This window comes from Xanthomonas melonis (genome assembly GCF_020783655.1).
Taxonomy (GTDB): Bacteria; Pseudomonadota; Gammaproteobacteria; order Xanthomonadales; family Xanthomonadaceae; genus Xanthomonas; species Xanthomonas melonis.
In genome coordinates this window covers 1-20,902 of record NZ_JAJGQH010000013.1, presented here as the reverse complement: position 1 = coordinate 20,902, position 20,902 = coordinate 1, and the positions used below count along the sequence as shown (strand labels likewise).

Here is a 20,902-nt window from a genome sequence, read left to right as displayed (position 1 = left end):
GGGGCTCCCGGACGGAAAAATCCCTATCTGGAGAACACATGCCCAGCGTTAAAGTCCGCGAGAACGAGCCCTTCGAATTTGCGCTCCGTCGTTTCAAGCGCACCTGCGAAAAGGCCGGCGTGCTGGCCGAAACCCGCAAGCGCGAGTTCTACGAAAAGCCGACCCAGGAGCGTAAGCGCAAGGCTGCCGCTGCCGTGAAGCGTCAGCTGCGTCGTTCCTCGCGCGACGTCACCAAGCGCCAGCGCTTGTACTGATCGAACGCGGTTCCTTGCCGTCGGGTGAGCGCTGCAGGCGCGACCCGGCGGGATCGGACCCAGGAGCCGGCACGCGCAAGCGTCGCCGGCTTTTTGCATTGGCCCTTCGGCATCCGCGCGCACTCTGTCACGCGGCGCCAGCCCGCGAGCGGCCATCGCCCCGATCCCTGCCGGTGCGCCTGTCCAGGTGCATCGGCCTTCATCATCTGCAATCTCAGGAGTTACAGCATGCCCCTCAAGCAGCAGCTTACCGACGACATGAAGGCCGCGATGAAGTCCGGCGACAAGCACAGCCTGGGCGTGATCCGGCTGATCAACGCCGCGATCAAGCAGAAGGAAGTGGACGAGCGCATCGAGATGGACGATGCCGCCGTCATCGCCGTGCTCGACAAGATGGTCAAGCAGCGCAAGGACTCGGTGACCCAATACGAAGGCGCCTCCCGCGCGGACCTGGCGCAGATCGAGCGCGAGGAAATCGTGGTGATCGAGCGCTACCTGCCGGCCAAGATGGGCGAAGCCGAGATCGTGGCCGCCATCCAGGCCGCGATCGCGGAGACCGGTGCCAGCAGCCCGGCCGACATCGGCAAGCTGATGGCCGCGCTCAAGCCCAGACTCGCCGGTCAGGCCGACATGGGTCTGGTCTCCACGCTGGTGAAGCAGCAGCTGGCAGGCTGACGCGGTCGATCCACCTGCCCTGTGCATCTGCCAGGGCAGGCGCGCGTGGCGCTGGCGAAGCGCGGCTACCGCGTCACCGAACGTGCTGTTGATGCCCAATGCTGCTGCGCGTGCCGCCGGCCGGCGCACGCGCAGCAGCATGCCGCAGGCGCGCGGCTTTCACCGTATCTTCGATCGAGCCCTGCTAGAACGAAGACGCCAGCGCAGGCGCGGGCCAGGCACTCCGCATACCGGTCTGGCTCCATGCCACCTGCGTGCGCGACGGTATGCGCCAGGGATCTTGCCGGTGACGACACTTTCCACCGAACACCTGCAGAAACATCTGACCCGCCTGCAGCGTAGCCTGCCGATGGCGCTGTTCAACCGCTTTCTCGAGATCGACGTGATGACGCAGGCCGCGTCGCTGTCGTTCTACGCGCTGCTTTCGCTGGCACCGCTGCTGGTGCTGCTGCTGTGGCTGACCGCCTCGCTGTATCCGCCTGCGCAGGAAGCGCTGGTGCAGCAGATCGCGCAATTGGCCGGCGGCAGCGCTGCCGAGGTGGCCGACACGGTGATTCGCAATGCCACCGACCAACCCGGCATCGGCTCGCTGGCCGGCCTGTGGAGTACCTTGCTGCTGTTCATCGGCGCCACTGCCGTGTTCGCGCAATTGCAGAACGCGCTGAACCTGATCTTCCGCACCGACAAGCAACGCCTGGACGGCATCATGGCGTGGCTGAAGAAGCGCGTGTTCTCCTTCGGCGTGATCCTGGCGCTGGGTTTTCTGCTGATCGTCTCGATGATCGCCACCACCGCCTTGCAGGTGGTATTCGCACGGCTGCCCTCCGTCCTCCCGGCGGTGGGCTATGTGACCACGCTGGCGTTGTACTCGCTGGCCTTCGCATTCCTGTACCGCTATCTGCCCGATCGCACCGTGAACTGGCGTCAGGCCTTCGTCGGCGGGGTCATTACCGCCCTGCTGTTCGCGCTGGGGCGCTACGCCATCGGCGTATACATCGCCAAGGCCGCGCCGGGCAGCGCCTATGGCTCGATGGGCACCCTGGTGATCCTGCTGGTGTGGATGTACTACGCCTCGGTGGTGTTCTTCACCGGCGCGCTGCTGACCGCGGTGATCGACGAACGCGTGCGTTCGCACCGCAAGCTGCGCGAGGCCGGGGTGGATCCGGACCACCCGCCCGCCACCGTCGTCATGCCCGAACCGGATGCAGCATCCAGACCCGACCCGGCGACGCGCAGCTGACGCGCGCAGACCAGGTGCACTGCACTTGAGAAACGCAGACGTCGGCGCCGCCTGAATCAGGCCGGCGCCGGCCGCTGGGATATCCTAGTGGGATGGCCCGCATCCCCGACGCATTCATCGACGAACTGCTTGCACGTACCGACATCGTCGAGGTCGTGGGTGGTCGGGTGCCGCTCAAACGCCAGGGCAAGGAGTATTCGGCGCGTTGCCCGTTCCACGACGAGCGCTCGGCCTCGTTCACGGTCTCGCCGACCAAGCAGTTCTATCACTGCTTCGGCTGCGGCGCGCATGGCACCGCGATCAGCTTCCTGATGAATTACGACCGCCTGGAGTTCCTCGACGCGGTCGACGAGCTGGCCAAGCGCGCCGGCATGGAGATCCCGCGCGACACCCAGCAGCGCAGCCCGCAGCAGCAGGACGACAGTCGCGAGCTGTACTCGGCACTGGAGGCGGCGACCAAGTTCTTCCAGCGCCAACTCGCGGGCAACCCGCGCGCTGGCGACTACCTGGACGGGCGCGGTGTGGACGCCGACAACCGCGCGCGCTTCCAGATCGGTTATGCGCCCGATGGCTACAGCGCATTGAAGGACACCCTGGGCACCGACGCGCGCCGCCTGAACGTGCTCGAACGCGCCGGGCTGTTTTCCAAGAACGACCGCGGCCATGTCTACGACAAGTTCCGCGACCGGGTGATGTTCCCGATCTTCGACCGCCGCGGCCGCGTGATCGCCTTCGGCGGGCGCATCCTGGGCGCCCTGGCCGATGGCCGCGATCCGGGCCCGAAGTACCTCAACTCGCCGGAAACCGCGCTGTTCCACAAGGGGCGCGAACTCTACGGCCTGTGGCAGGTGCGCCAGGCCAACCAGAAGATCGAGCGACTGATCGTGGTGGAGGGTTACATGGACGTGGTCTCGCTGTTCCAGTTCGGCGTGACCCAGGCGGTGGCCACACTGGGCACGGCAACCACGCCGGAACATGCCGAGCTGCTGTTCCGTAACGCACCGGACGTGTATTTCTGTTTCGACGGCGACAACGCCGGGCGCAAGGCCGGCTGGCGCGCACTCGAGTCGGTGCTGCCGCGCATGAAAGATGGTCGCCAGGCCTTCTTCCTGTTCCTGCCCGATGGTGAGGACCCGGACACCATCGTGCGCAAGGAAGGCGCGCAGGCCTTCGATGCGCGCCTGAAACAGGCCACTCCGCTGTCGCAGTTCTTCTTCGACGAGATGTCGCGGCAGATCAACCTGCATACGCTCGATGGCAAGGCACGCCTGGCCGAGCGCGCACGCCCGATGCTGGCGCAGATTCCCGACGGTGCGTTCGGCGATCTGATGCGGCAGGAACTGGCACGCATGACCGGCGTCGGCGCCTCGCCCAGTTCGCCTGGTCAGGGCGCCTCGCCCCAGGCGCGTGTGCCCGCGCGTGTGGGCGCGCCGGTGCAGCGGCGCAGCCTGGTGCGCGCCTCGATCGCGATCCTGCTGCAGCAACCCTCGCTGGCCATGGGCCTGGACCGCCATCACGATCTGGCCGGGCTGCGCCTGCCCGGCGTGGAGCTGTTGATCGAGTTGCTGGACCTCGTGCAGCAGCGCCCGGAAATCAGCACCGGCGCGTTGCTGGAACACTTCGCCGAACGCGACGAGCAGGCCGCCTTGCAGAAGCTCGCCGCGCAGGCGATGCCTGGCAACGAGCAGAGCTGGGCCATGGAATTGCACGACGCCATTGCCCAATTGGAAAAGCAACTGCTGCAGCAACGCCTGGAGGAATTGCAGGCCAAGCAGCGCGCGCAAGGCCTGGACGACACCGACAAGTACGAGCTGCGCGAGCTGCTCAAGGCGCGAGCGGCGCTGCATTGAGCGCCACCGCCGGCGATGGATCAGCTCAATGGAATGTAGTCAAAGCTGAGGGGAAGACTGTCCTGCAGATGTGCCGGCGAAAGAAACTCGTAGATCCAGGTGCGCGAAGCCGCCAGTGCGCATTCGGTGGCGAACATGAGAATGTGCAGCGCGTCGTCGCTGGCCGGGAGCCAACGCCAGCCACAATCGATGTTTCCTCGACGCGGGAACGGATACGGCAGGCGACGCGGCGCGCCTTCGTCGCCTGCAGAAGAGGCAGCGTAGGCGAGAAAGCCGTCCTCCAGGCTGAGCAACAGATTGTGCCGCAGATAGAGGGACGCGCTCGAAGGCGGATACAGACGGGCAAGCGACCTGTGGAATCCCTCACTTCCCGGCTCTTCGCCTTTGCGCCATTGGATCCGCTCGCAGACCAGGAACGTCACCAGATTCTGCTGCTCGACCAACTGCGGCTGGAACAAGCGCTGCCGATGGAGATCGAGCGACTGTGGTGTGAGGTCGTCCGACGCGGCCCCGTCCCACAAGGAGAAGACCGCTTCGACCGGCGAGACGGGCAGACCGGGCGGACACTGTGCCGCTCGCAATCTCTTCGTTTCGCCGAGTTTTTCCAGCGCCTCGCCCAGTGCCGCGACCGATAATGTGGACTTGACCTCGCCCACCGCAGCACAGGTCTCGGTCGGAAAGAACGTCCTTCCGCCGACCAGATCAAGGCTGGGCGTCGCATCGCGGTCATAGATGACGATATCGCATTGGGTACTGCTGTGCTGCTGCGGGGCACTCAGGAAGCCACTTCCGATGGACAGGCGCGCAGGCAGGTGGCAACCCAGCAGCGTCCGCAGCAGTTGCTCTCGATACATGCCGAACTCCCCCGCGTGCACAAGGCCATTGCGTTGCTCCTGGTCACCGAACGCGTGCCGACTCATCACCAGATAGTCGTCGCGAAACTTTTTCGCAGTATTGAGCGCCAGCGTCTGCAGAGCGAGGGAAGGAAGCACGTTCAAGGCAGTCCTTTCTGCGGAGTCGTGTGAGAATAGCTGAGGTATCCCAGGCGTTTCCTTGCCCTCATCACATCATGAAGAAGCTGCTGGCGCGGTTGCGCATAGATCCTTTCACCCTCGCGCTGCTGTGCACGGTCACGCTCGCCTCGCTGCTGCCGGTCCGGGGCTCGGCCGCCGGGATCATGGACGATGTCACCGACGTGGCGATCGCGGCGCTGTTCTTCCTGCATGGCGCGCGGCTCTCGCGCGAAGCGGTCAAGGCCGGCGCGCTGCATTGGCGGCTGCACCTGGTGATCCTGGCCTGTACGTTCGTGCTGTTTCCGTTGCTCGGGCTGCTGTTCCGGCCACTGGCCCATCTCGCACTGACGCCGCAGCTGTATGTCGGAGTGCTGTTCCTGTGCGCGCTGCCGTCCACGGTGCAGTCTTCGATCGCCTTCACCTCGATGGCGCGCGGCAACGTCCCGGCAGCGGTCTGCGCCGCATCGCTTTCCAGTCTGCTGGGTGTGTTCTTCACCCCATTGCTGATGGGCGCAATGGTCGGCAGCCAGGGCGCGATGGCGCATCCGGCCGACGCGATCGGCAAGATCCTGCTGCAATTGCTGGTTCCGTTCCTGGCCGGCCATTTCCTGCGTCCATGGATCGGCGGCTGGGTCGAGCGGCATCGCGCGGTGCTGCGCTATACCGATCAGGGCACCATCCTGCTGGTGGTCTATACCGCCTTCAGCGCCTCGGTGAACGAAGGCCTGTGGCAACAGACCCCGCTGCCGGCGCTGCTCGCAGTGCTGGGGGTCGCGGCTGCGTTGCTCGCAGTGGCGATGACATCGATCGTGTTTCTGGCACGGCGCCTGCGCTTCAGCCGTGCCGACGAGATCGCCATCGTCTTCTGCGGTTCGAAGAAGAGCCTGGCCACCGGCATTCCGATGGCCAAGGTGATGTTCGCAGGCGGTGGCCTTGGCGCGATCGTGTTGCCGATCATGCTGTACCACCAACTGCAGCTGATCGTCTGCGCCGTCGTGGCGGCACGCTACGCACGCACCACAGCAGCCGACCCGCAGCCGGATGGCGGGCAGCATTGACTCCATGCCCGCGCACCGCACGCAGCACAACCTGCGGGCTGCTGCGCTGGGGGTGACACCGATTCGCATTGCCTGCGTCCGCCGAGCGCGAGCAGGGATACAACGGTACTGACGAGCCATACGCCGGTGCAAGGCGATGTGATGGAGCGCTCACTCCCCTGCTGCCCTCCATGGTGATTGTCATGACGTTGTCCACCCGACGTTCTGTTCCATGCGTGTTCGCGCTGCTGGCGACACTCGCGACGCTGAGCGGCTGCGATAAACCGGCTACACCCGCCGTGCCGGCGCAGCCGAAGGCGACCGCACTTGCTGCCGCGCCCGGTATCGCCTGGCGCGAAGGCGATATCGACGCCGCCTTCGACCAAGCCAAACAGAGCGGCAAGCCGCTGCTGCTGTATTGGGGAGCGGTCTGGTGCCACCCCTGCAATGTGCTCAAGGCCACCGTGTTCAAGGATCCGGCCTTCATCGCAAGCACGCAGCAGTTCATCGCCGTGCATCTGGATGGCGACCTGGAAGAGGCGCACATCTGGGGCGATCGCTTCGGTATCAGGGGCTATCCCACAATCATTCTGCTGCGCCCGGACCGCAGCGAGATCACCCGCCTGTCCGGCATCGACAGCAGCGCACATCTGGTCGCTGCGCTGAGCGCCGCAGCAAAGAGCACCGGCTCGGCCAAGCAACTGCTGGATAAGGCACTGCACACGCCGCGGGAGCTCACTGCCGAGGACTGGGAGGTGCTCAGCAACTACGATTGGTTCGTCGACGCACAGATGGTCAAGGACAAGGACAAAGCCAAGGTCCTTACCCAACTGAGCGAGGCCGCGCCGAGCCCTGCTCTGCAGCACCGGTTTGCGCTGCTGACGCTCCACTTTGCGAAGAACCCCACCCCGGGCGAACCGGTGTATCGCGGACTGCTGGACGCGCTGCTCACCGATCCGACAGAACTGCACCGCAATCTAGGAACGGTCAACGTGATCGCCGACCGTCTGGTCATGGCCGTCAGCAGCGACACGGCCGAACGGAGCAGATCCTCCAAGGCCCTGTTGCAAGCGCTGGACAAGGCCTACGCCGATCCCACCCTGCCACTTCTCGACCGGCTGGACACCGTCTACTCACATATCGCACTTGCTCGTCTGGCCCAGGGCCAGCCCGCCGAGGGCAAACCGGACAGTCCGCCGCTCCCCAAGGAGGTGGTCGAGCTGGTCCATCGACGCGTGCAATGGGCCACCGATCAGCCTGTGAGCGATGAAGAGCGCCTTGTCGTCATCGATAATGCGGCATCGATCCTGGGCGAGATCCAAGACCACAGCGGTGCCGAGCAATTGTTGCTGGCAGAACTGCCTCGCAGCAAGACGCCGTCTCACTACATGTTTGATCTGGCCGAACTGGCCGAACGACGTGGCGACCCCAAGACCACGCTGTCCTGGTACAGGAAAAAATACGAAAGCGCGCAAGGCGAGATCGCCCGCCTGCAGGCGGCCGTACCGTACATCGAGGCGTTGATCCGGCTCCGCCCCGGCGATGCAGCCGACATCGAAGCCGCTGCCGGCCAGGTCATCGATGTCGTGAACGCGCAGCCAGACAGTTATCGCAAACGCTATCGCGCGGACTTCACCGAGTTCGGCAAAAAGCTCAAGGCATGGAGCGAGCAGCATCGTCCGGAAGGCGGCGCGGTGCTGACCCGACTGCAGCAGAAAGCAAGGTCCGGCTGCAAGGACATGCAGCCCAGCGACTGCGCAAGCTGGTTGAGTTGAGCCTGCGCAATCTGGTTGCATGCGGCGCCGGCACATGGCGTTCGGCGCCGCTAGCGCACCCAGGGCAGCAACAGGTGATCCACCATCAGGAATGCGAACAACGCCATCAGATAGACGATGGAGTAACCGAACATCTTCATCGAGAACAGCTCGTCCGGCGGGTCGAGCATGCGCCATGCATACCAGAGGAACACCGCGTTCAGGACCAGCGCGCCGCCCAGGTAGAACACCCCGCTCATGCCCACAGCCACCGGCAGCAGGGTCACGATCGCCAGCGCGATCGTGTACGCAAGGATCTGCTTGCGCGTATGCGGCACGCCGTGGGTCACCGGCAACATCGGGATCGCCGCCTTGGCGTAGTCGGCGCGACGGAAGATCGCCAGCGCCCAGAAATGCGGCGGCGTCCAGATGAAGATGATCAGCACCAGCAGCGAGGCATTGACCCAGTCGGCGCTGGTCGGCAACCCGGTCACCGCGGCCCAGCCCAGCATCGGCGGCGTGGCGCCGGCCAGGCCGCCGATCACGATGTTCTGCGAGGTCGCACGCTTCAGGTAGACGGTGTAGATCACCGCATAACCGATCAACGAGGCGAACGTGAGCACTGCGGTGATGACATTGACCCAGACCACCAGGATGGTCATGGAGATCACGATCAGCGCGCTGGCAAACACCAGCACCTGCCATGGCCGCACCTTGCCCACCACCAACGGTCGCCACGAGGTGCGCGCCATCTGTGCGTCGATCTTGGCATCGAGCAATTGATTGATCGCCGCAGCCGCCGAGGCGGCCAGCCAGATTCCCAGGAACCCGAGTGCACCGGTGCGTACCTGCACCCAGGTCGGCATGCCGGGAATGGCCAGGAACATGCCCACCAACGCGGTGAACACGATCAGTGCCACCACCTTGGGTTTGGTCAGATCCCAGTAATCGCGTGCGCTGACGGCCATGCTCACTCCGGCGCGCGCAGCCGCGCCAGCAACGAGACCAGCACGAACAGCAACGCCACTGCGCCGCCGTTGTGCATGACCGAAACCTCCAGCGGCAGCGCCAGCTTCACGTTGAGCATGCCCAGCGTCACCTGCACGGCCACCAGCACCGCCAGCGCGCCTGCCCACACCCGCATGCCCGGCGAGCGCGAAAGCCGCCAAGCCAGCCACCACAGGTACAACGCGGTCGCGATCGCCCACAAGCGGTGCGCCATCTGGATGGCGATACGCGCCGCGCCATCGAGCACCCCACCTTCGTAATCCACGCCGATACCGCGCCACAGCGTGAAGCCCTCGCGGAAGTCGTGTGGCGGCCACCACTGGCTGACACAGCGCGGGAAGTTGTCGACCGACCAGCTGCCGCCACCACAGGCCAGCGCGGCATAGTTGGCGCTGACCCAGCCGCCCAGCGCGATCTGCAGGCCCAGCACCGCCACGCCCAGGCGCAACAGCCATTTCAGCCGCGATGCGTCGGCCAGGGTGATCGGCAGATGCGTCGCGCGCCAGGCCATCCACACCAGCAGCGAGAACATCAACATGCCGCCCAGCAGGTGCCCCATCACCACGATGGGCTTGAGCAGCAGCGTCACTGTCCACATGCCCAACAAGGCCTGGAAGATCACGACCGCCAGCGTCAACACCGCCGCGCGTGCCAGGTCGATATTGCTCCAGCGCAATGCCGCCAGCAGCAGGATGGCCTCACCGGCGATCGCCACTCCGAAGGCCACGGTGTGCCAGCCGGACATGTACAGAGGAATCGACAACGCCACCAGCGCTGCGGCCGAGATCACCTGCGCAATGCCCATGCGGCGGCGACGCACCGCCAGCAACGACAACACCAGTACCTCGACACCCAGCGCCCCGGCCAGGAAGCGGTGCACCTGTTCCCGCCAGGCCTTGTGCGACTCCAGCGGACGGATCTTGCTGGCCACATGCGTGTTGGCCTCGTCGTTGCTCTGCGGCCAGGTCACCCGGCCGTAGCAGGTCGGCCAGTCCGGGCAGCTCATGCCGGCATCGGACAGGCGCACGAACGAGCCGAACAGGATCGTGCTCGCGGTGAACAAGGCCGCCAGCCAGGCCATGCGGTGGAAGTGGCGGAACAATGCCGGTGGCGCAAACAGATTCATCGAAACGGGCTCACATCAGCTTCAACAGCTTGACCAGATCCGAGCGCAAGCCGGCCGGGTCGAAGCCCGGGGCATAGCGTAGGATCACGAAGCCATTGGGATCGATCACATACACGGGCACACCAGCCGTATCGGTGGCACGCGGCAATGCCTGGCGCAGGCGGGCATCGTCGCGCAGCACGCGCAATTCCGGCATTGGCGGCAGCCCGGATGGCGGCGCACCGACCCACAGCACCTCTACCTTGTCGGCACGATGCCCGAGCAGTTGCCACACCTTATCCAGTTCTGCTGCCAGTGCCACGCACTGTCGCGTACAGTCGGTCGGCGGCGCCACCGCGATGCGCCAGACGCGATCGCTCGGCGACCACGCATACGGCTGCCCGTTTGCACGCACCGGCACCAGCGCACGCAAATCGGCAGGCGGCTTCAGCAGCTCGCCGTTGTTGCGCATCGACGCCGGCTGCCATCCAGAGAAGCGCAGCACCCCGGCCAACAGCATCGAGCCGAAGAACAGCGCCGCCAGGGCAATCAGCATTCTGCGGCCGCGTTTGACCGCGTGCGGCGTGGCCGGTGAAGAGGAAGTCATGCCGGCGATTTTCTCATGCCGCAGGCGTCAGTGCCCGCGTCGACGGCGACGCCGCGCACGCCAGGTCAGCAGTCCCGCGGTGGTCAATACCGCGATCGCCAGCCCGAACCACTGCACCGCATAACCCAAGTGCCGCGCGGGTGGCAGCGTGTTCGGCAGCATCTGCAGATCGCGTGCATAGCCCACCGGCACCGCCGGATCCAGCCGCAGCACCTGCGACGAAATGTCGCGCCTGCCCAGCGTCTCGCGCACCGCCGCGGGATCCAGGCGGGTGGCCAGCCAGGTGGTCGCAGCGGCAGTGGGCGCCAGCGCAGGACCGATCGCCAGCCCCGCCGATGGCGGCGCGCTCAGCAAACCCTGCACCGCGCGCGTACCACCCAGCGCCGCCAGGGTGGGCAATTGCCGATTGGCCGGCAATGGCAGCCAGCCAAGATCGACCAATAGCGTCTGCGGTAGCCCCTCGACCGCGGCGAGTTGATAGACACGCACACCGGCACGCCCATCATGCAGCTGGTTGTCCAGCAGGACCTGTTGTGGCAGAAAGCGCACCCGGCCGTTGACCCAGCTCAACGCTTGCGGGCTGGCCAGGGCCTGCACCAGGGTCAACGGCCTCTCCCGCACATGCGCCGCGCGTTCCAGCAGCGCTTCCTTGCTGTGCATGCGCTGCAGCTGCCACTGCCCCAGCGCCGCAAACCCCGCGCTCACCAGCAGCGCCAGCGCCCACCCGAACACCATCGTGTGCTTGCGCATCATGACAAACGACGCGAAAAGGCGTGCAATGCGACGATCACGCCGACGACCACCGGGGCTGCTGTGAACGATTCGCTCAAGACGCTGCTGATTGTCGCCTTCCTGATCGTGATTCTGTGGAACCTGGGTGCCGGCCTCTACTACCTGCTCACCGACCGCGGCCAGACCAAACGCACCGTCAACGCACTCACCTGGCGCATCGGCTTATCGGTCGCCCTGATCGCCATCGTGATCATCGGCATCTACACAGGCTGGATCAAACCGCACGGCGTCGGTCGCTGACGCGGCCGATGGGATTGGGGATTCGGCATTGGGGATTCGTAAGGGCAAAAGCGGATCGCTTTTACGAATCTCGAATCTCCACTCCCGAATCCCCGCCCTCAAAGCACATACACGAACAGGAACAGCGCCAGCCACACCACGTCGACGAAGTGCCAATACCATGCGGCCGCTTCGAAGGCGAAGTGGTTGTCGCGGGTGAAGTGACCCTTGGCGGCGCGCAGCCACATCACCGCCAGCATGATCGTGCCCAGCAGCACGTGCATGCCATGGAAGCCGGTCAGCATGAAGAAGGTGGAGCCATAGATCCCCGAACCCAGGGTAAGATTGAGTTCGGTATAGGCGTGGATGTATTCCTCCGCCTGCAGGAACAGGAACACGCAGCCCAATAGCACCGTCAGCCCCAGCCATAGCAGCAGCGCACCACGACGCCCGCCTTTCAATGCGTGGTGCGCGATGGTCAGGGTCACGCCCGAGCTGAGCAGGATCAAGGTATTGATCAGCGGCAGCCCCCAGGCCGGGATGGTCTGGAATTGCCCGCCGATCGTGCCCGGACCGTTGGTCGGCCAGGCGGCCGAGTAGCCATTCCACAGCAGTTCGTTGGTCATCACGCCATCGCCTTCGCCGCCCAGCCAGGGCAACGTCAGCACGCGGGTGTAGAACAGCGCACCGAAGAAGGCGCCGAAGAACATCACCTCGGAGAAGATGAACCACACCATCCCCATGCGGAACGAACCGTCCACCTGACGGTTGTAGTTGCCGGCATTGGACTCACGAATGACATCGCCGAACCACATGAACAAGGTGGCCAGCAGCATCGCCATGCCGGCGAAGAACGTCCATCGGCCCCAGGCCGCATCGTTGAGCCAGCTGGCCACACCGATCATCATCACGAACATCGCAATCGAGCCGACGAACGGCCATTTGCTCTGGCTCGGGACGAAATACGCATCGGCGTTGGGACTGTGATCGGCCATGGCGTTGCTTCCGTGTCGTGATAGGTGTGGATGGAGTTATGGAGCGGCGCGCGGCGCACCAGAAGCGCCCGCGCCCGGCAATTGCGAAGTGAGCGCGTCGTTGCGGTAAAACGTGTAGGACAGCGTGATCGTGGTCACTTCCGGCGGCAGGGCCGGATCGACGATGAAACGCAGCGGCATGTCGCGTGTCTCGCCGGCTTGCAAGGTCTGCGCAGTGAAGCAGAAGCATTCGGTTTTGTTGAAGTAACCGGAGGCGCGCGCCGGTGCGACCGATGGAACGGCGCTACCGACCACCGCACGCGCGCTGTCGTTGCGCGCGAAATACAGGGCTTCGTTGAGTTCTCCGGGCACCACATCCATCGTCATCTGCTCCGGATGGAAGGTCCAGGGCAACTTGGAATTGACCCCGGCATCGAACTCCACCCGCACCGTGCGTTTGCCGGATACGGCCAGCGCGCCGGCGCCTGCGCGCGCGCTTCCCGGCGCCCGCTCCATGCGGATGCCGAAAACCTTTTCGCAGGCGATGCGATACAGCGGCACCAACGAAAACGTCAGCACGAACACACCCAGCACCACGGCAAGCAACTTGAACAAGCCAGCCGTCGGCGCGGGTGCGGGCGAGCGTGCGTTCATCGGCCGATGACCCCCGACGCAATGAAGCCGATGTAGATCAGCAGTGCGACGACGCCCACGGTGATCGCCGTACGCCGTACGGCACGGCGTTGCTGCGCCTGGCGCTCGGCGGCAGACAGTAAGCGCATTACCGTCGGCTCGGAAGTGGACTCAGTGGCCGATGTCTTCATGCGCAAGATCTCCAGGCTTGATGACCGGCGGCACGGTGAAGGTGTGCGCCGGTGCCGGTGACGGGACCGTCCACTCCAGACCCTTGGCACCTTCCCACGCACGCGCATCGGCCTTGGCGCCGCGACGCAAGGATGCGAACAGAATGCCGGCCATCAGGAACGGCGTGGCGAACATGCCGAATGCGCCGATCGAGCTGATCAGGTTCCAGTCGGCGAACACGACGTTGTAATCGGGAATGCGCCGCGGCATGCCTGCCAAGCCGAGGAAGTGCTGCGGGAAAAACAGCAGGTTGACGAACACCATCGTCCACCAGAAATGGAACTTGGCCCAGGCCTCGTTGTACATATGCCCGGTCCACTTCGGCCACCAGTAGTACACCGCCGCGATCAGCGCAAAGACGGCGCCGGTCACCAGCACGTAGTGGAAGTGCGCCACCACGAAATAGGTGTCGTGATACTGGAAGTCGGCCGGGACGATCGCCAGCATCAGGCCGGAGAACCCACCGATGCTGAAGAGGATCACGAACGCCACCGCCCACAGCATCGGCGATTCGAAGGTCAACGAGCCTTTCCACATAGTGCTGACCCAGTTGAACACCTTCACCCCGGTGGGGATGGAAATCAACATGGTGGCGAACATGAAATAGATCTCGCCACCCAGCGGCATGCCCACGGTGAACATGTGGTGGGCCCACACGATGAAGCTCAGGAACGCGATCGCTGCGATCGCGTACACCATCGCCTGATAGCCGAACAGCGGCTTGCGGCTGAAAGTCGGAATGATCTCGCTGACCACGCCGAATGCCGGCAGGATCATGATGTACACCTCCGGGTGCCCGAAGAACCAGAAGATGTGCTGGTACATCACCGGGTCGCCGCCGCCGGCCGCATTGAAGAAACTGGTGCCGAAGAACTTGTCGGTCAGCAGCATGGTCACCGCGCCAGCCAGCACCGGCATCACCGCGATCAGCAGGAACGCGGTGATCAGCCACGCCCAGCAGAAGATCGGCATCTTCAGCAGGTCGATGCCGGGCGCGCGCATGTTGAGCACGGTGGCGATGATGTTGATCGCGCCCATGATCGAACTGACGCCGGCCACGTGGATGGCGAACACGCTGAAGGCCACGTTGTAGCCGCCTTGCAGCGACAGCGGCGGATACAGCGTCCAGCCACCGGCCGGTGCGCCACCGGGCAGGAACAGCGTCAGCAGCAACAGGGTGAAAGCCACCGGCAGCAACCAGAACGACCAGTTGTTCATGCGCGGCAGCGCCATGTCCGGCGCACCGATCTGCAGCGGAATCATCCAGTTCGCCAGACCTACGAAGGCCGGCATCACGCCGCCGAAGATCATCACCAGCGCATGCACGGTGGTCATCTGGTTGAAGAATTCCGGTTTGACGAACTGCAAACCGGGCTCCATCAACTCGGCGCGGATCACCACGCTCATCGCCGCGCCGATGATGAACATCACGAAGGAGAACAGCAGGTACAGCGTGCCGATGTCCTTGTGGTTGGTCGAAAAGAACCAGCGCTCGACGAAACCGGGCTGGTGGTGTCCGTGGTGATCGACTGCGGTATGCGCCATGACGGAACGGCCTCTGCGATGCGGTTGCGTGCGGTTAGAGAGCGGCGGTCGGTGCCGCGGCCGGCGTAACGGGGGCTGGAGCCGCTGCAGGCGCAGCTTCGCCTGCGGGCGCCGGAGCAGCCGGTGGCGGAGCGGCCCCTGCAGGTGGCGTCGCTGCCGGCGCCGCTTCGGCAGCATTGCGACGCGCGGCAAGCCAGCGCTGGAACTCGGCCTTGGGCAAGGCTTCGACCACGATCGGCATGAAGCCATGGTCCTTGCCGCACAGCTCGGCGCACTGCCCGCGATACACGCCCGGCTGTTCGATATTGGTCCAGGCCTCGTTGACGATGCCCGGGATGGCGTCCTGCTTCCAGCCCAGCGCCGGCACCCACCACGCGTGGATGACGTCGTCGGCAGTGATCACGAAACGGATCTTGGTATCGACCGGCAGTACCAAGCGGTTGTCGACGTCGAGCAGGTAGTGCGGCTGCGACGCCATGGTAGGACGCTCACCGCTCTGCCGGATGCGGTCGGACTCGCGCGCGAGCCGGCTGGTGAATTCCACGCCCTTGCCCAGGTATTCGTACTTCCACATCCACTGATAGCCGGTCACCTTCACCGTCATCTCGGATTCGCGCGTGTCGTACATCGCGATCAGCTTGGCCGTCGCCGGCCAGGCCATGGCGATCAGCACCAGCACCGGAATCACCGTCCACAAGACCTCGGCTTGCGTGTTGTGGCTGAACTGCGCGGCCACCGCACCCTTGGACTTGCGGAACTTGAACATTGCATAGCCCATCGCCGCGAACACCAGCGCGCCGATCACGACGCAGACCCAGAGCGCCACCATGTGCGCCTCGTAGGCCATGCGTGCAGTCTGGGTCACCCCGCGGCCCATGTTGAGCTGCCACGCCTTGGGGTCGGCCGACTGCGCCCACGCTGCCGGTGCGGCCGTCAAGGCCATCGCCGCCAGGCTCAATCCGGTAACCATCGACTTCCAGCTGCTGCGTTGCGTCATTGCCTAGACCCTTACGTCATCGGTGACGGCCATTGGCGGCCGCGAGCAAGCGTTTCAGCGTATCTGCCAGTTCCACACGTTCGGCCGGCCCGAGAAAGCTTCCAATCTCGACCTGCCTGCCGCTGCTCACCAACAGCACCCTGTCATCACGTTCCATGCGCAACCGCACCCAGTGCGGATGTGCCCGAAACGCCGGTGGCGCCTGTCCGGACGGAAACACCTCCACAGCGGTGTCGCCTACCCGGATCGCTTCTTCGCGCTCGCCGCTTCGCCACAACTGCCGCAGCGCCAGCGCCACCACACCACTGTGCAACAGGGCGAACACCGGCGCGAATGCATTGCCGGTCCACCACCCCAGGCCCGCAAACAACCACATCGTTCCAGCCAGGACCGCGAACAACAGCACGAACTGCCGGGACGACAGTGCCCGTGGAGGTCGCAACCGCAATTGCGTCCCGACCCCTTCGGACATCAACGGCAGCACTTCGATCATGGCGACACGCAGCGGACTGCGGGAACAGCCCGATGGTAGACCCGCGCCGACGCAGGCGGCAAGCGTTTCCGGCGATCGCCAATTTGCTGCAGTGCAGCTAAAAGTGCGTCCGAATCAATCACTTCCCGAGGATGGATACCCGCAGCCAGCTGCGCGCACGAGTGCCGATACGGCGATGGGCGACCCACACAAAACGGCAGGAAAGCTGCCGCTTCCACACAAGTGCACAGACGTGCTGGCTCTCTAGAATGAGCGCCGATTCCCAGGCACTTTCCGCATGAACGCTCAGCTCGATCGACCCGCCTCTTCCGCTAGCGCGCGAGCGCTGCTGGCGCCCGAACTCTCTGCCGCCCCGGGCGCATTGCGCGCCGCCATCACCGCCGCCTGGCTCAAGGACGAAGCCGACCACGTGCGCGAACTGCTCGATCAGGCGCGCCTGCCTGCCGCCGAGCAGGCCAAGGTGCAGGCGCTTGCCGCCGACCTGGTCACCCGCGTACGCGCACGGGCGCAGGATCAGGGCGCGATCGAAGCCTTCATGCGCCAATACGACCTGGGCAGCGAAGAAGGTGTGCTGCTGATGTGCGTGGCCGAAGCACTGCTGCGCATTCCCGACCAGGACACTGCAGACAAGCTGATCCGCGACAAGCTCGGCGACGCAGACTGGAAGAAACACGTGGGCGGCAGCGACTCGGTGCTGGTCAATGCATCGACCTGGGGCCTGATGCTGACCGGCAGGCTGGTGCAGCTCAACGACCTCACCCGCGCCGATGTGCCCGGCGCGTTCAAACGCCTGATCGGTCGCGTGGGCGAACCGGTCATCCGCCTGGCCGTGCGCCAGGCCATGAAGATCATGGGCCATCAATTCGTGATGGGCCGCACCATCGGCGAAGCGCTGTCGCGTTCGCGCAAGGGCGACAACGCCGACTACCGCTATTCGTTCGACATGCTCGGCGAAGGCGCGTTGACCATGAAGGACGCCCAGCGCTACCTGCAGGCGTATCGCGACGCCATCCACGCCATCGGCCGCAGCGGCAGCTTCGTCGGCACCGATGTGTTCGCCGCTCCTAGCATCTCGATCAAGCTGTCGGCGCTGTATCCCCGCTACGAACACGCCAAGCGTGCGCGGGTGATGGCCGAGCTGGCGCCGGGCGTGCTGGAGCTGGCGCAGTTGGCCAAGTCGTACGGCATCGGCTACACGGTCGATGCCGAAGAAGCCGATCGGCTGGAGCTGTCGCTGGATATCATCGAGGCCACCTTCTCCGATCCCTCGCTGGACGGCTGGGAGGGCTATGGCCTGGCGGTCCAGGCGTACCAGAAGCGCACCCCCTACACCATCGACTTCCTGGCCGATCTGGCACGTCGCGTCGGCCGCCGTATTCCGGTGCGCTTGGTCAAGGGCGCGTACTGGGATGCGGAGATCAAGCGCGCCCAGATCGAAGGCCATCCCGGCTATCCGGTGTTCACCCGCAAGCAGAACACCGACGTGTCCTACCTGGCCTGCGCACGGCGCATGTTCGCGCACAGCGATGCGCTGTATCCGATGTTCGCCACCCATAACGCGCAGACCATCGCCGCCGTGCGTGCGATCTCCGGCGGCAAGGTCTACGAGCACCAGAAACTGCACGGCATGGGCGATGACCTGTATGCCGAGGTGATTCCGGCAGACCGCCTGGGTGTTCCCTGCCGCGTCTATGCGCCGGTCGGCTCGCACGAGGACCTGCTGCCGTATCTGGTACGCCGCCTGCTCGAGAACGGCGCCAACTCCAGTTTCGTCAACCGCATCACCGATGAAGACGTCGCCATCGAGGACCTGATCCGCGATCCGGTCGAAGCGGTGTGCGCGTTCTCCTCCATCCCGCATCCCAAGATCCCGCTGCCGACCGACCTGCTGCGCAGCCAGAACCAGAACAGGAAGAACTCCATGGGCGCCAATCTCGCCAACGACAACGATCTGCGGCAGCTGGCCGAGCAACTCAATGCTGCGGTCAAGCCGTGGTCCGCGGCGCCCCTGGTGCCTGGCGCAGTGGTCGGCACGCCGCGCGAAGCGGTACTCAATCCCGCTAACCGCACCGAAACGGTCGGACACTGGCAACCCGCCGATCCGGCCACGGTGCAGAAAGCGCTGGCGTCCGCCACCGCTGCACAGCCCGGCTGGAATCGCACGCCGGCAGCAAGTCGCGCCACCATCCTGGAGCATGCGGCCGACCTGCTGGAAGCGCGCATGCCCGAGTTCATGGCCATCTGCGTCAAGGAAGCCGGCAAGACGCTGCCCGATGCCGTAGCCGAGGTCCGGGAAGCGGTCGACTTCCTGCGCTATTACGCCGGCCAGGCACGCGCGCAGTTCGGCGCGCCCGAACGTTTGCCAGGGCCGACCGGCGAATCCAACGAGCTGCAGCTGCACGGGCGCGGCGTGTTCGTCTGCATCAGTCCCTGGAACTTTCCGCTGGCCATCTTCCTGGGCCAGGTGGCCGCAGCGCTGGCAGCCGGCAACACCGTCATTGCCAAGCCAGCCGAGCAGACCAATCTGATCGGCTTTGCGGCAGTCAAGCTGCTGCATGAAGCCGGCGTTCCGGAAGCAGCCGTGCAGTTCCTGCCGGGCGACGGCGCCAGCGTTGGCGCCGCGCTGACCAACGATCCGCGCGTGGCCGGTGTCGCCTTTACCGGCTCCACGGAGACCGCGCGCATCATCAACCGCACCCTGGCTGCGCGCGATGCCGCCATCGGCGTCCTGATCGCCGAGACGGGCGGGCAGAACGCCTTCATCGCCGATTCCTCCTCGCTGCCCGAGGCGGTGGTCAAGGACGCGATCTCCAGCGCCTTCATCTCCGCCGGGCAGCGCTGCTCTGCGGCGCGCGTGCTGTTCGTCCAGGACGACATCGCCGACAAGGTCATGACCATGCTCGCCGGTGCCATGGGCGAGTTGAAGATCGGCGATCCCGGCCTGTTGTCTACCGACGTTGGCCCGGTCATCGACGCAGATGCGCTCAAGATCCTCGACGATCACGCAGCACGCATGGACCGCGAGGCGCGTCTGATCGCTACCACCCAGCTGGGTGAGGGTACTGCCCACGGAAGCTTTTTTGCCCCGCGCGCCTACGAACTGAGCTCCCTCGCGCAACTGCAGCGCGAAGTGTTCGGTCCAGTGCTGCATGTCATCCGCTGGAAGGCCGACCAGCTCGATGCGGTGATCGAGCAGATCAACGCCACCGGCTACGGCCTGACCCTGGGCGTACACTCGCGCATCGACGAGACCATCGAACGCATTACGTCCCGCGTGGCAGTGGGCAACGTCTACGTCAATCGCAATCAGATCGGTGCCGTCGTCGGCGTTCAACCGTTCGGGGGCCAGGGCCTGTCCGGCACCGGCCCCAAGGCCGGCGGCCCCCACTACCTGCTGCGCTTTGCCACCGAAAAGGTCGTCACGGTCAACACGACGGCCGCTGGCGGCAATGCCTCGTTGCTGACGCTGGGCGACTGAGTCGCCACCCGCAGCAGACAAGGAAGACCCCGCATCTGCGGGGTTTTTTTGTGTGCATCGTGGCGATGACGTTGCGACCGCGAGCGGCGTAGAACCGCCCACCCTGGGCCGCGCTTTGGAGCTGCGCAAGCTGGACCCACACTTTGGCCGCATTCGACCAAAGCAGTCCGCAACGTGCGCTTGCTATCCGCCCACGTCAGCGCCGGTCTCCGGCCGTCGCACCGATCCTTCGCAACTGAAACTCGGTGTTCAGTCGCCATGTGCACCACCATCCGATTTCAGGCGATCCCCGCTAGGTGAACCGGTGTGCAGGCACGCCCACGGACTGTCATTTGATCGGCCGTGCATCCGCCATGTCCAGCAGTACGATCACATCGCCCCGACGGGCCCCGGGCGGTTCGTCTCAGCCCCGGTTTCGAGATTGATCGCCGATCGAAGGTGCTTCCGGCCGACACTCCTGCCGTGACGAGAGCTCGGCCGCGCGGCTGGAGTGCGCGGCTGTGTGCGCGTGGCGCACGTAGAGGTGTGAGTGCGGCAGTGAGCCGGCTTGTGGTCGCTGCGTGCCGTTACCTGCGCCAGGTCCGCATCATGGCGGGGTATGTGGTTGGTGTTGGTTTTTTGTTTTGCGCAAAGAACAAACCCCCAGTCCGTGAGGACTGAGGGTTTGGGGTAAAGCCCCTGGCGATGACCTACTCTCGCATGGCTTGAGCCACACTACCATCGGCGCAGCTGCGTTTCACTTCCGAGTTCGGGATGGGATCGGGTGGTTCCACAGCGCTAATTTCACCAGGGAGACGGTTGGAGCGGCGCCAGTTTTTGCTTCTCTTCAAAAGTCTGCACAAGGAAGTGCAGGCTCTTGCGAAGGGAAGCGCGTACGGCGCCCGTCTCGCATAGGTAACTTATGACGTAGCTTGCATTTGGATGATCTACCAACGTTCGTTGGGACCAAGGCAACTTGAGGTTATATGGTCAAGCCGCACGGATCATTAGTATCAGT

19 protein-coding genes and 1 rRNA gene are annotated in these 20,902 nt (G+C 64.9%); 8 read left to right on the top strand and 12 right to left on the bottom strand.

All coding sequences use genetic code 11. The features are described 5' to 3' along the window. Window positions 1-38: 38 nt before the first annotated feature. From rpsU to dnaG, 4 genes are all read left to right on the top strand, one after another. A complete protein-coding gene (gene rpsU, locus LL964_RS13745) occupies window positions 39-254 on the top strand; it encodes a 30S ribosomal protein S21 (protein ID WP_002808376.1) in 216 nt (71 codons plus the stop codon). Between the two features lie 228 nt (window positions 255-482). After that, window positions 483-929 carry a GatB/YqeY domain-containing protein gene (locus tag LL964_RS13740; protein ID WP_104585477.1) on the top strand — a complete coding sequence of 149 codons (447 nt, stop codon included), beginning with the start codon at window positions 483-485 and terminating at the stop codon, window positions 927-929. Window positions 930-1,215: 286 nt separating this feature from the next. Continuing rightward, window positions 1,216-2,169, top strand: coding sequence for a YihY/virulence factor BrkB family protein (locus LL964_RS13735; protein ID WP_104585637.1), 954 nt, complete (start codon window positions 1,216-1,218; stop codon window positions 2,167-2,169). A 92-nt stretch (window positions 2,170-2,261) separates the two neighbouring features. Next, complete coding sequence (gene dnaG, locus LL964_RS13730) at window positions 2,262-4,019, top strand: DNA primase (RefSeq protein ID WP_104585479.1); 1,758 nt, start codon at window positions 2,262-2,264, stop codon at window positions 4,017-4,019. A gap of 20 nt (window positions 4,020-4,039) precedes the next feature. On the opposite strand, the gene LL964_RS13725 is transcribed toward dnaG, so the two are convergent. Beyond that, window positions 4,040-5,011: a DUF6602 domain-containing protein gene (locus tag LL964_RS13725; protein ID WP_323132949.1), complete on the bottom strand. Its 972-nt coding sequence runs from the start codon at window positions 5,009-5,011 to the stop codon at window positions 4,040-4,042. Window positions 5,012-5,088: 77 nt separating this feature from the next. Here LL964_RS13725 and LL964_RS13720 point away from each other — a divergent pair, with 77 nt between their 5' ends. Both LL964_RS13720 and LL964_RS13715 read left to right on the top strand, forming a co-directional pair. Beyond that, a complete protein-coding gene (locus tag LL964_RS13720; protein WP_104585482.1) occupies window positions 5,089-6,090 on the top strand; it encodes a bile acid:sodium symporter family protein in 1,002 nt (333 codons plus the stop codon). A 182-nt stretch (window positions 6,091-6,272) separates the two neighbouring features. Next, complete coding sequence (locus LL964_RS13715) at window positions 6,273-7,844, top strand: thioredoxin family protein (RefSeq protein ID WP_104585638.1); 1,572 nt, start codon at window positions 6,273-6,275, stop codon at window positions 7,842-7,844. 50 nt (window positions 7,845-7,894) lie between these two features. Here LL964_RS13715 and cyoE read toward each other — a convergent pair whose 3' ends face one another. Genes cyoE through LL964_RS13695 form a run of 4 tightly spaced genes read right to left on the bottom strand, consistent with a single transcriptional unit; the run spans window position 7,895 to window position 11,296 of the window. Next, on the bottom strand, window positions 7,895-8,791 hold the full coding sequence (cyoE, locus tag LL964_RS13710) for a heme o synthase (protein WP_104585483.1): 897 nt from the start codon (window positions 8,789-8,791) through the stop codon (window positions 7,895-7,897). 2 nt (window positions 8,792-8,793) lie between these two features. After that, window positions 8,794-9,957 carry a COX15/CtaA family protein gene (locus LL964_RS13705; protein WP_104585484.1) on the bottom strand — a complete coding sequence of 388 codons (1,164 nt, stop codon included), beginning with the start codon at window positions 9,955-9,957 and terminating at the stop codon, window positions 8,794-8,796. Between the two features lie 10 nt (window positions 9,958-9,967). Further along, window positions 9,968-10,543, bottom strand: coding sequence for a hypothetical protein (locus tag LL964_RS13700; RefSeq protein ID WP_104585486.1), 576 nt, complete (start codon window positions 10,541-10,543; stop codon window positions 9,968-9,970). 27 nt (window positions 10,544-10,570) lie between these two features. Then, window positions 10,571-11,296 (bottom strand): SURF1 family protein, encoded by a 726-nt coding sequence (locus LL964_RS13695; RefSeq protein WP_104585487.1) that lies wholly within the window; start codon window positions 11,294-11,296, stop codon window positions 10,571-10,573. Between the two features lie 60 nt (window positions 11,297-11,356). Here LL964_RS13695 and LL964_RS13690 point away from each other — a divergent pair, with 60 nt between their 5' ends. After that, the gene (locus tag LL964_RS13690) at window positions 11,357-11,575 is read left to right on the top strand and encodes a twin transmembrane helix small protein (protein WP_104543860.1); all 219 of its coding nucleotides are present in this window, start codon (window positions 11,357-11,359) and stop codon (window positions 11,573-11,575) included. A 98-nt stretch (window positions 11,576-11,673) separates the two neighbouring features. Here the strand turns inward: LL964_RS13690 and LL964_RS13685 are convergent, their stop codons facing one another. Genes LL964_RS13685 through LL964_RS13665 form a run of 6 tightly spaced genes read right to left on the bottom strand, consistent with a single transcriptional unit; the run spans window position 11,674 to window position 16,427 of the window. Next, window positions 11,674-12,549, bottom strand: a complete 876-nt coding sequence (locus tag LL964_RS13685) for a cytochrome c oxidase subunit 3 (RefSeq protein ID WP_029221429.1) — start codon at window positions 12,547-12,549, stop codon at window positions 11,674-11,676. A 36-nt stretch (window positions 12,550-12,585) separates the two neighbouring features. Beyond that, on the bottom strand, window positions 12,586-13,182 hold the full coding sequence (locus LL964_RS13680) for a cytochrome c oxidase assembly protein (RefSeq protein ID WP_104585488.1): 597 nt from the start codon (window positions 13,180-13,182) through the stop codon (window positions 12,586-12,588). Beyond that, window positions 13,179-13,310 (bottom strand): hypothetical protein, encoded by a 132-nt coding sequence (locus tag LL964_RS20080; protein ID WP_255626166.1) that lies wholly within the window; start codon window positions 13,308-13,310, stop codon window positions 13,179-13,181. Before LL964_RS20080 ends, LL964_RS13680 begins: the two co-directional genes overlap by 4 nt. Before the next feature lie 22 nt (window positions 13,311-13,332). Then, entirely contained in the window at window positions 13,333-14,937 is a 1,605-nt protein-coding gene (gene ctaD / locus LL964_RS13675; RefSeq protein WP_104585491.1) for a cytochrome c oxidase subunit I, read from the bottom strand. Between the two features lie 34 nt (window positions 14,938-14,971). Then, a complete protein-coding gene (coxB, locus tag LL964_RS13670; RefSeq protein ID WP_104585493.1) occupies window positions 14,972-15,934 on the bottom strand; it encodes a cytochrome c oxidase subunit II in 963 nt (320 codons plus the stop codon). 16 nt (window positions 15,935-15,950) lie between these two features. After that, on the bottom strand, window positions 15,951-16,427 hold the full coding sequence (locus LL964_RS13665) for a DUF2244 domain-containing protein (protein WP_167395191.1): 477 nt from the start codon (window positions 16,425-16,427) through the stop codon (window positions 15,951-15,953). Window positions 16,428-16,704: 277 nt separating this feature from the next. Between LL964_RS13665 and putA the strand changes: the two genes are divergently transcribed. Then, window positions 16,705-19,905: a bifunctional proline dehydrogenase/L-glutamate gamma-semialdehyde dehydrogenase PutA gene (gene putA / locus LL964_RS13660; RefSeq protein ID WP_104585494.1), complete on the top strand. Its 3,201-nt coding sequence runs from the start codon at window positions 16,705-16,707 to the stop codon at window positions 19,903-19,905. Window positions 19,906-20,581: 676 nt separating this feature from the next. Here the strand turns inward: putA and rrf are convergent. Further along, a 5S ribosomal RNA gene (gene rrf / locus LL964_RS13655) occupies window positions 20,582-20,696 on the bottom strand. Window positions 20,697-20,902 lie beyond the last annotated feature (206 nt).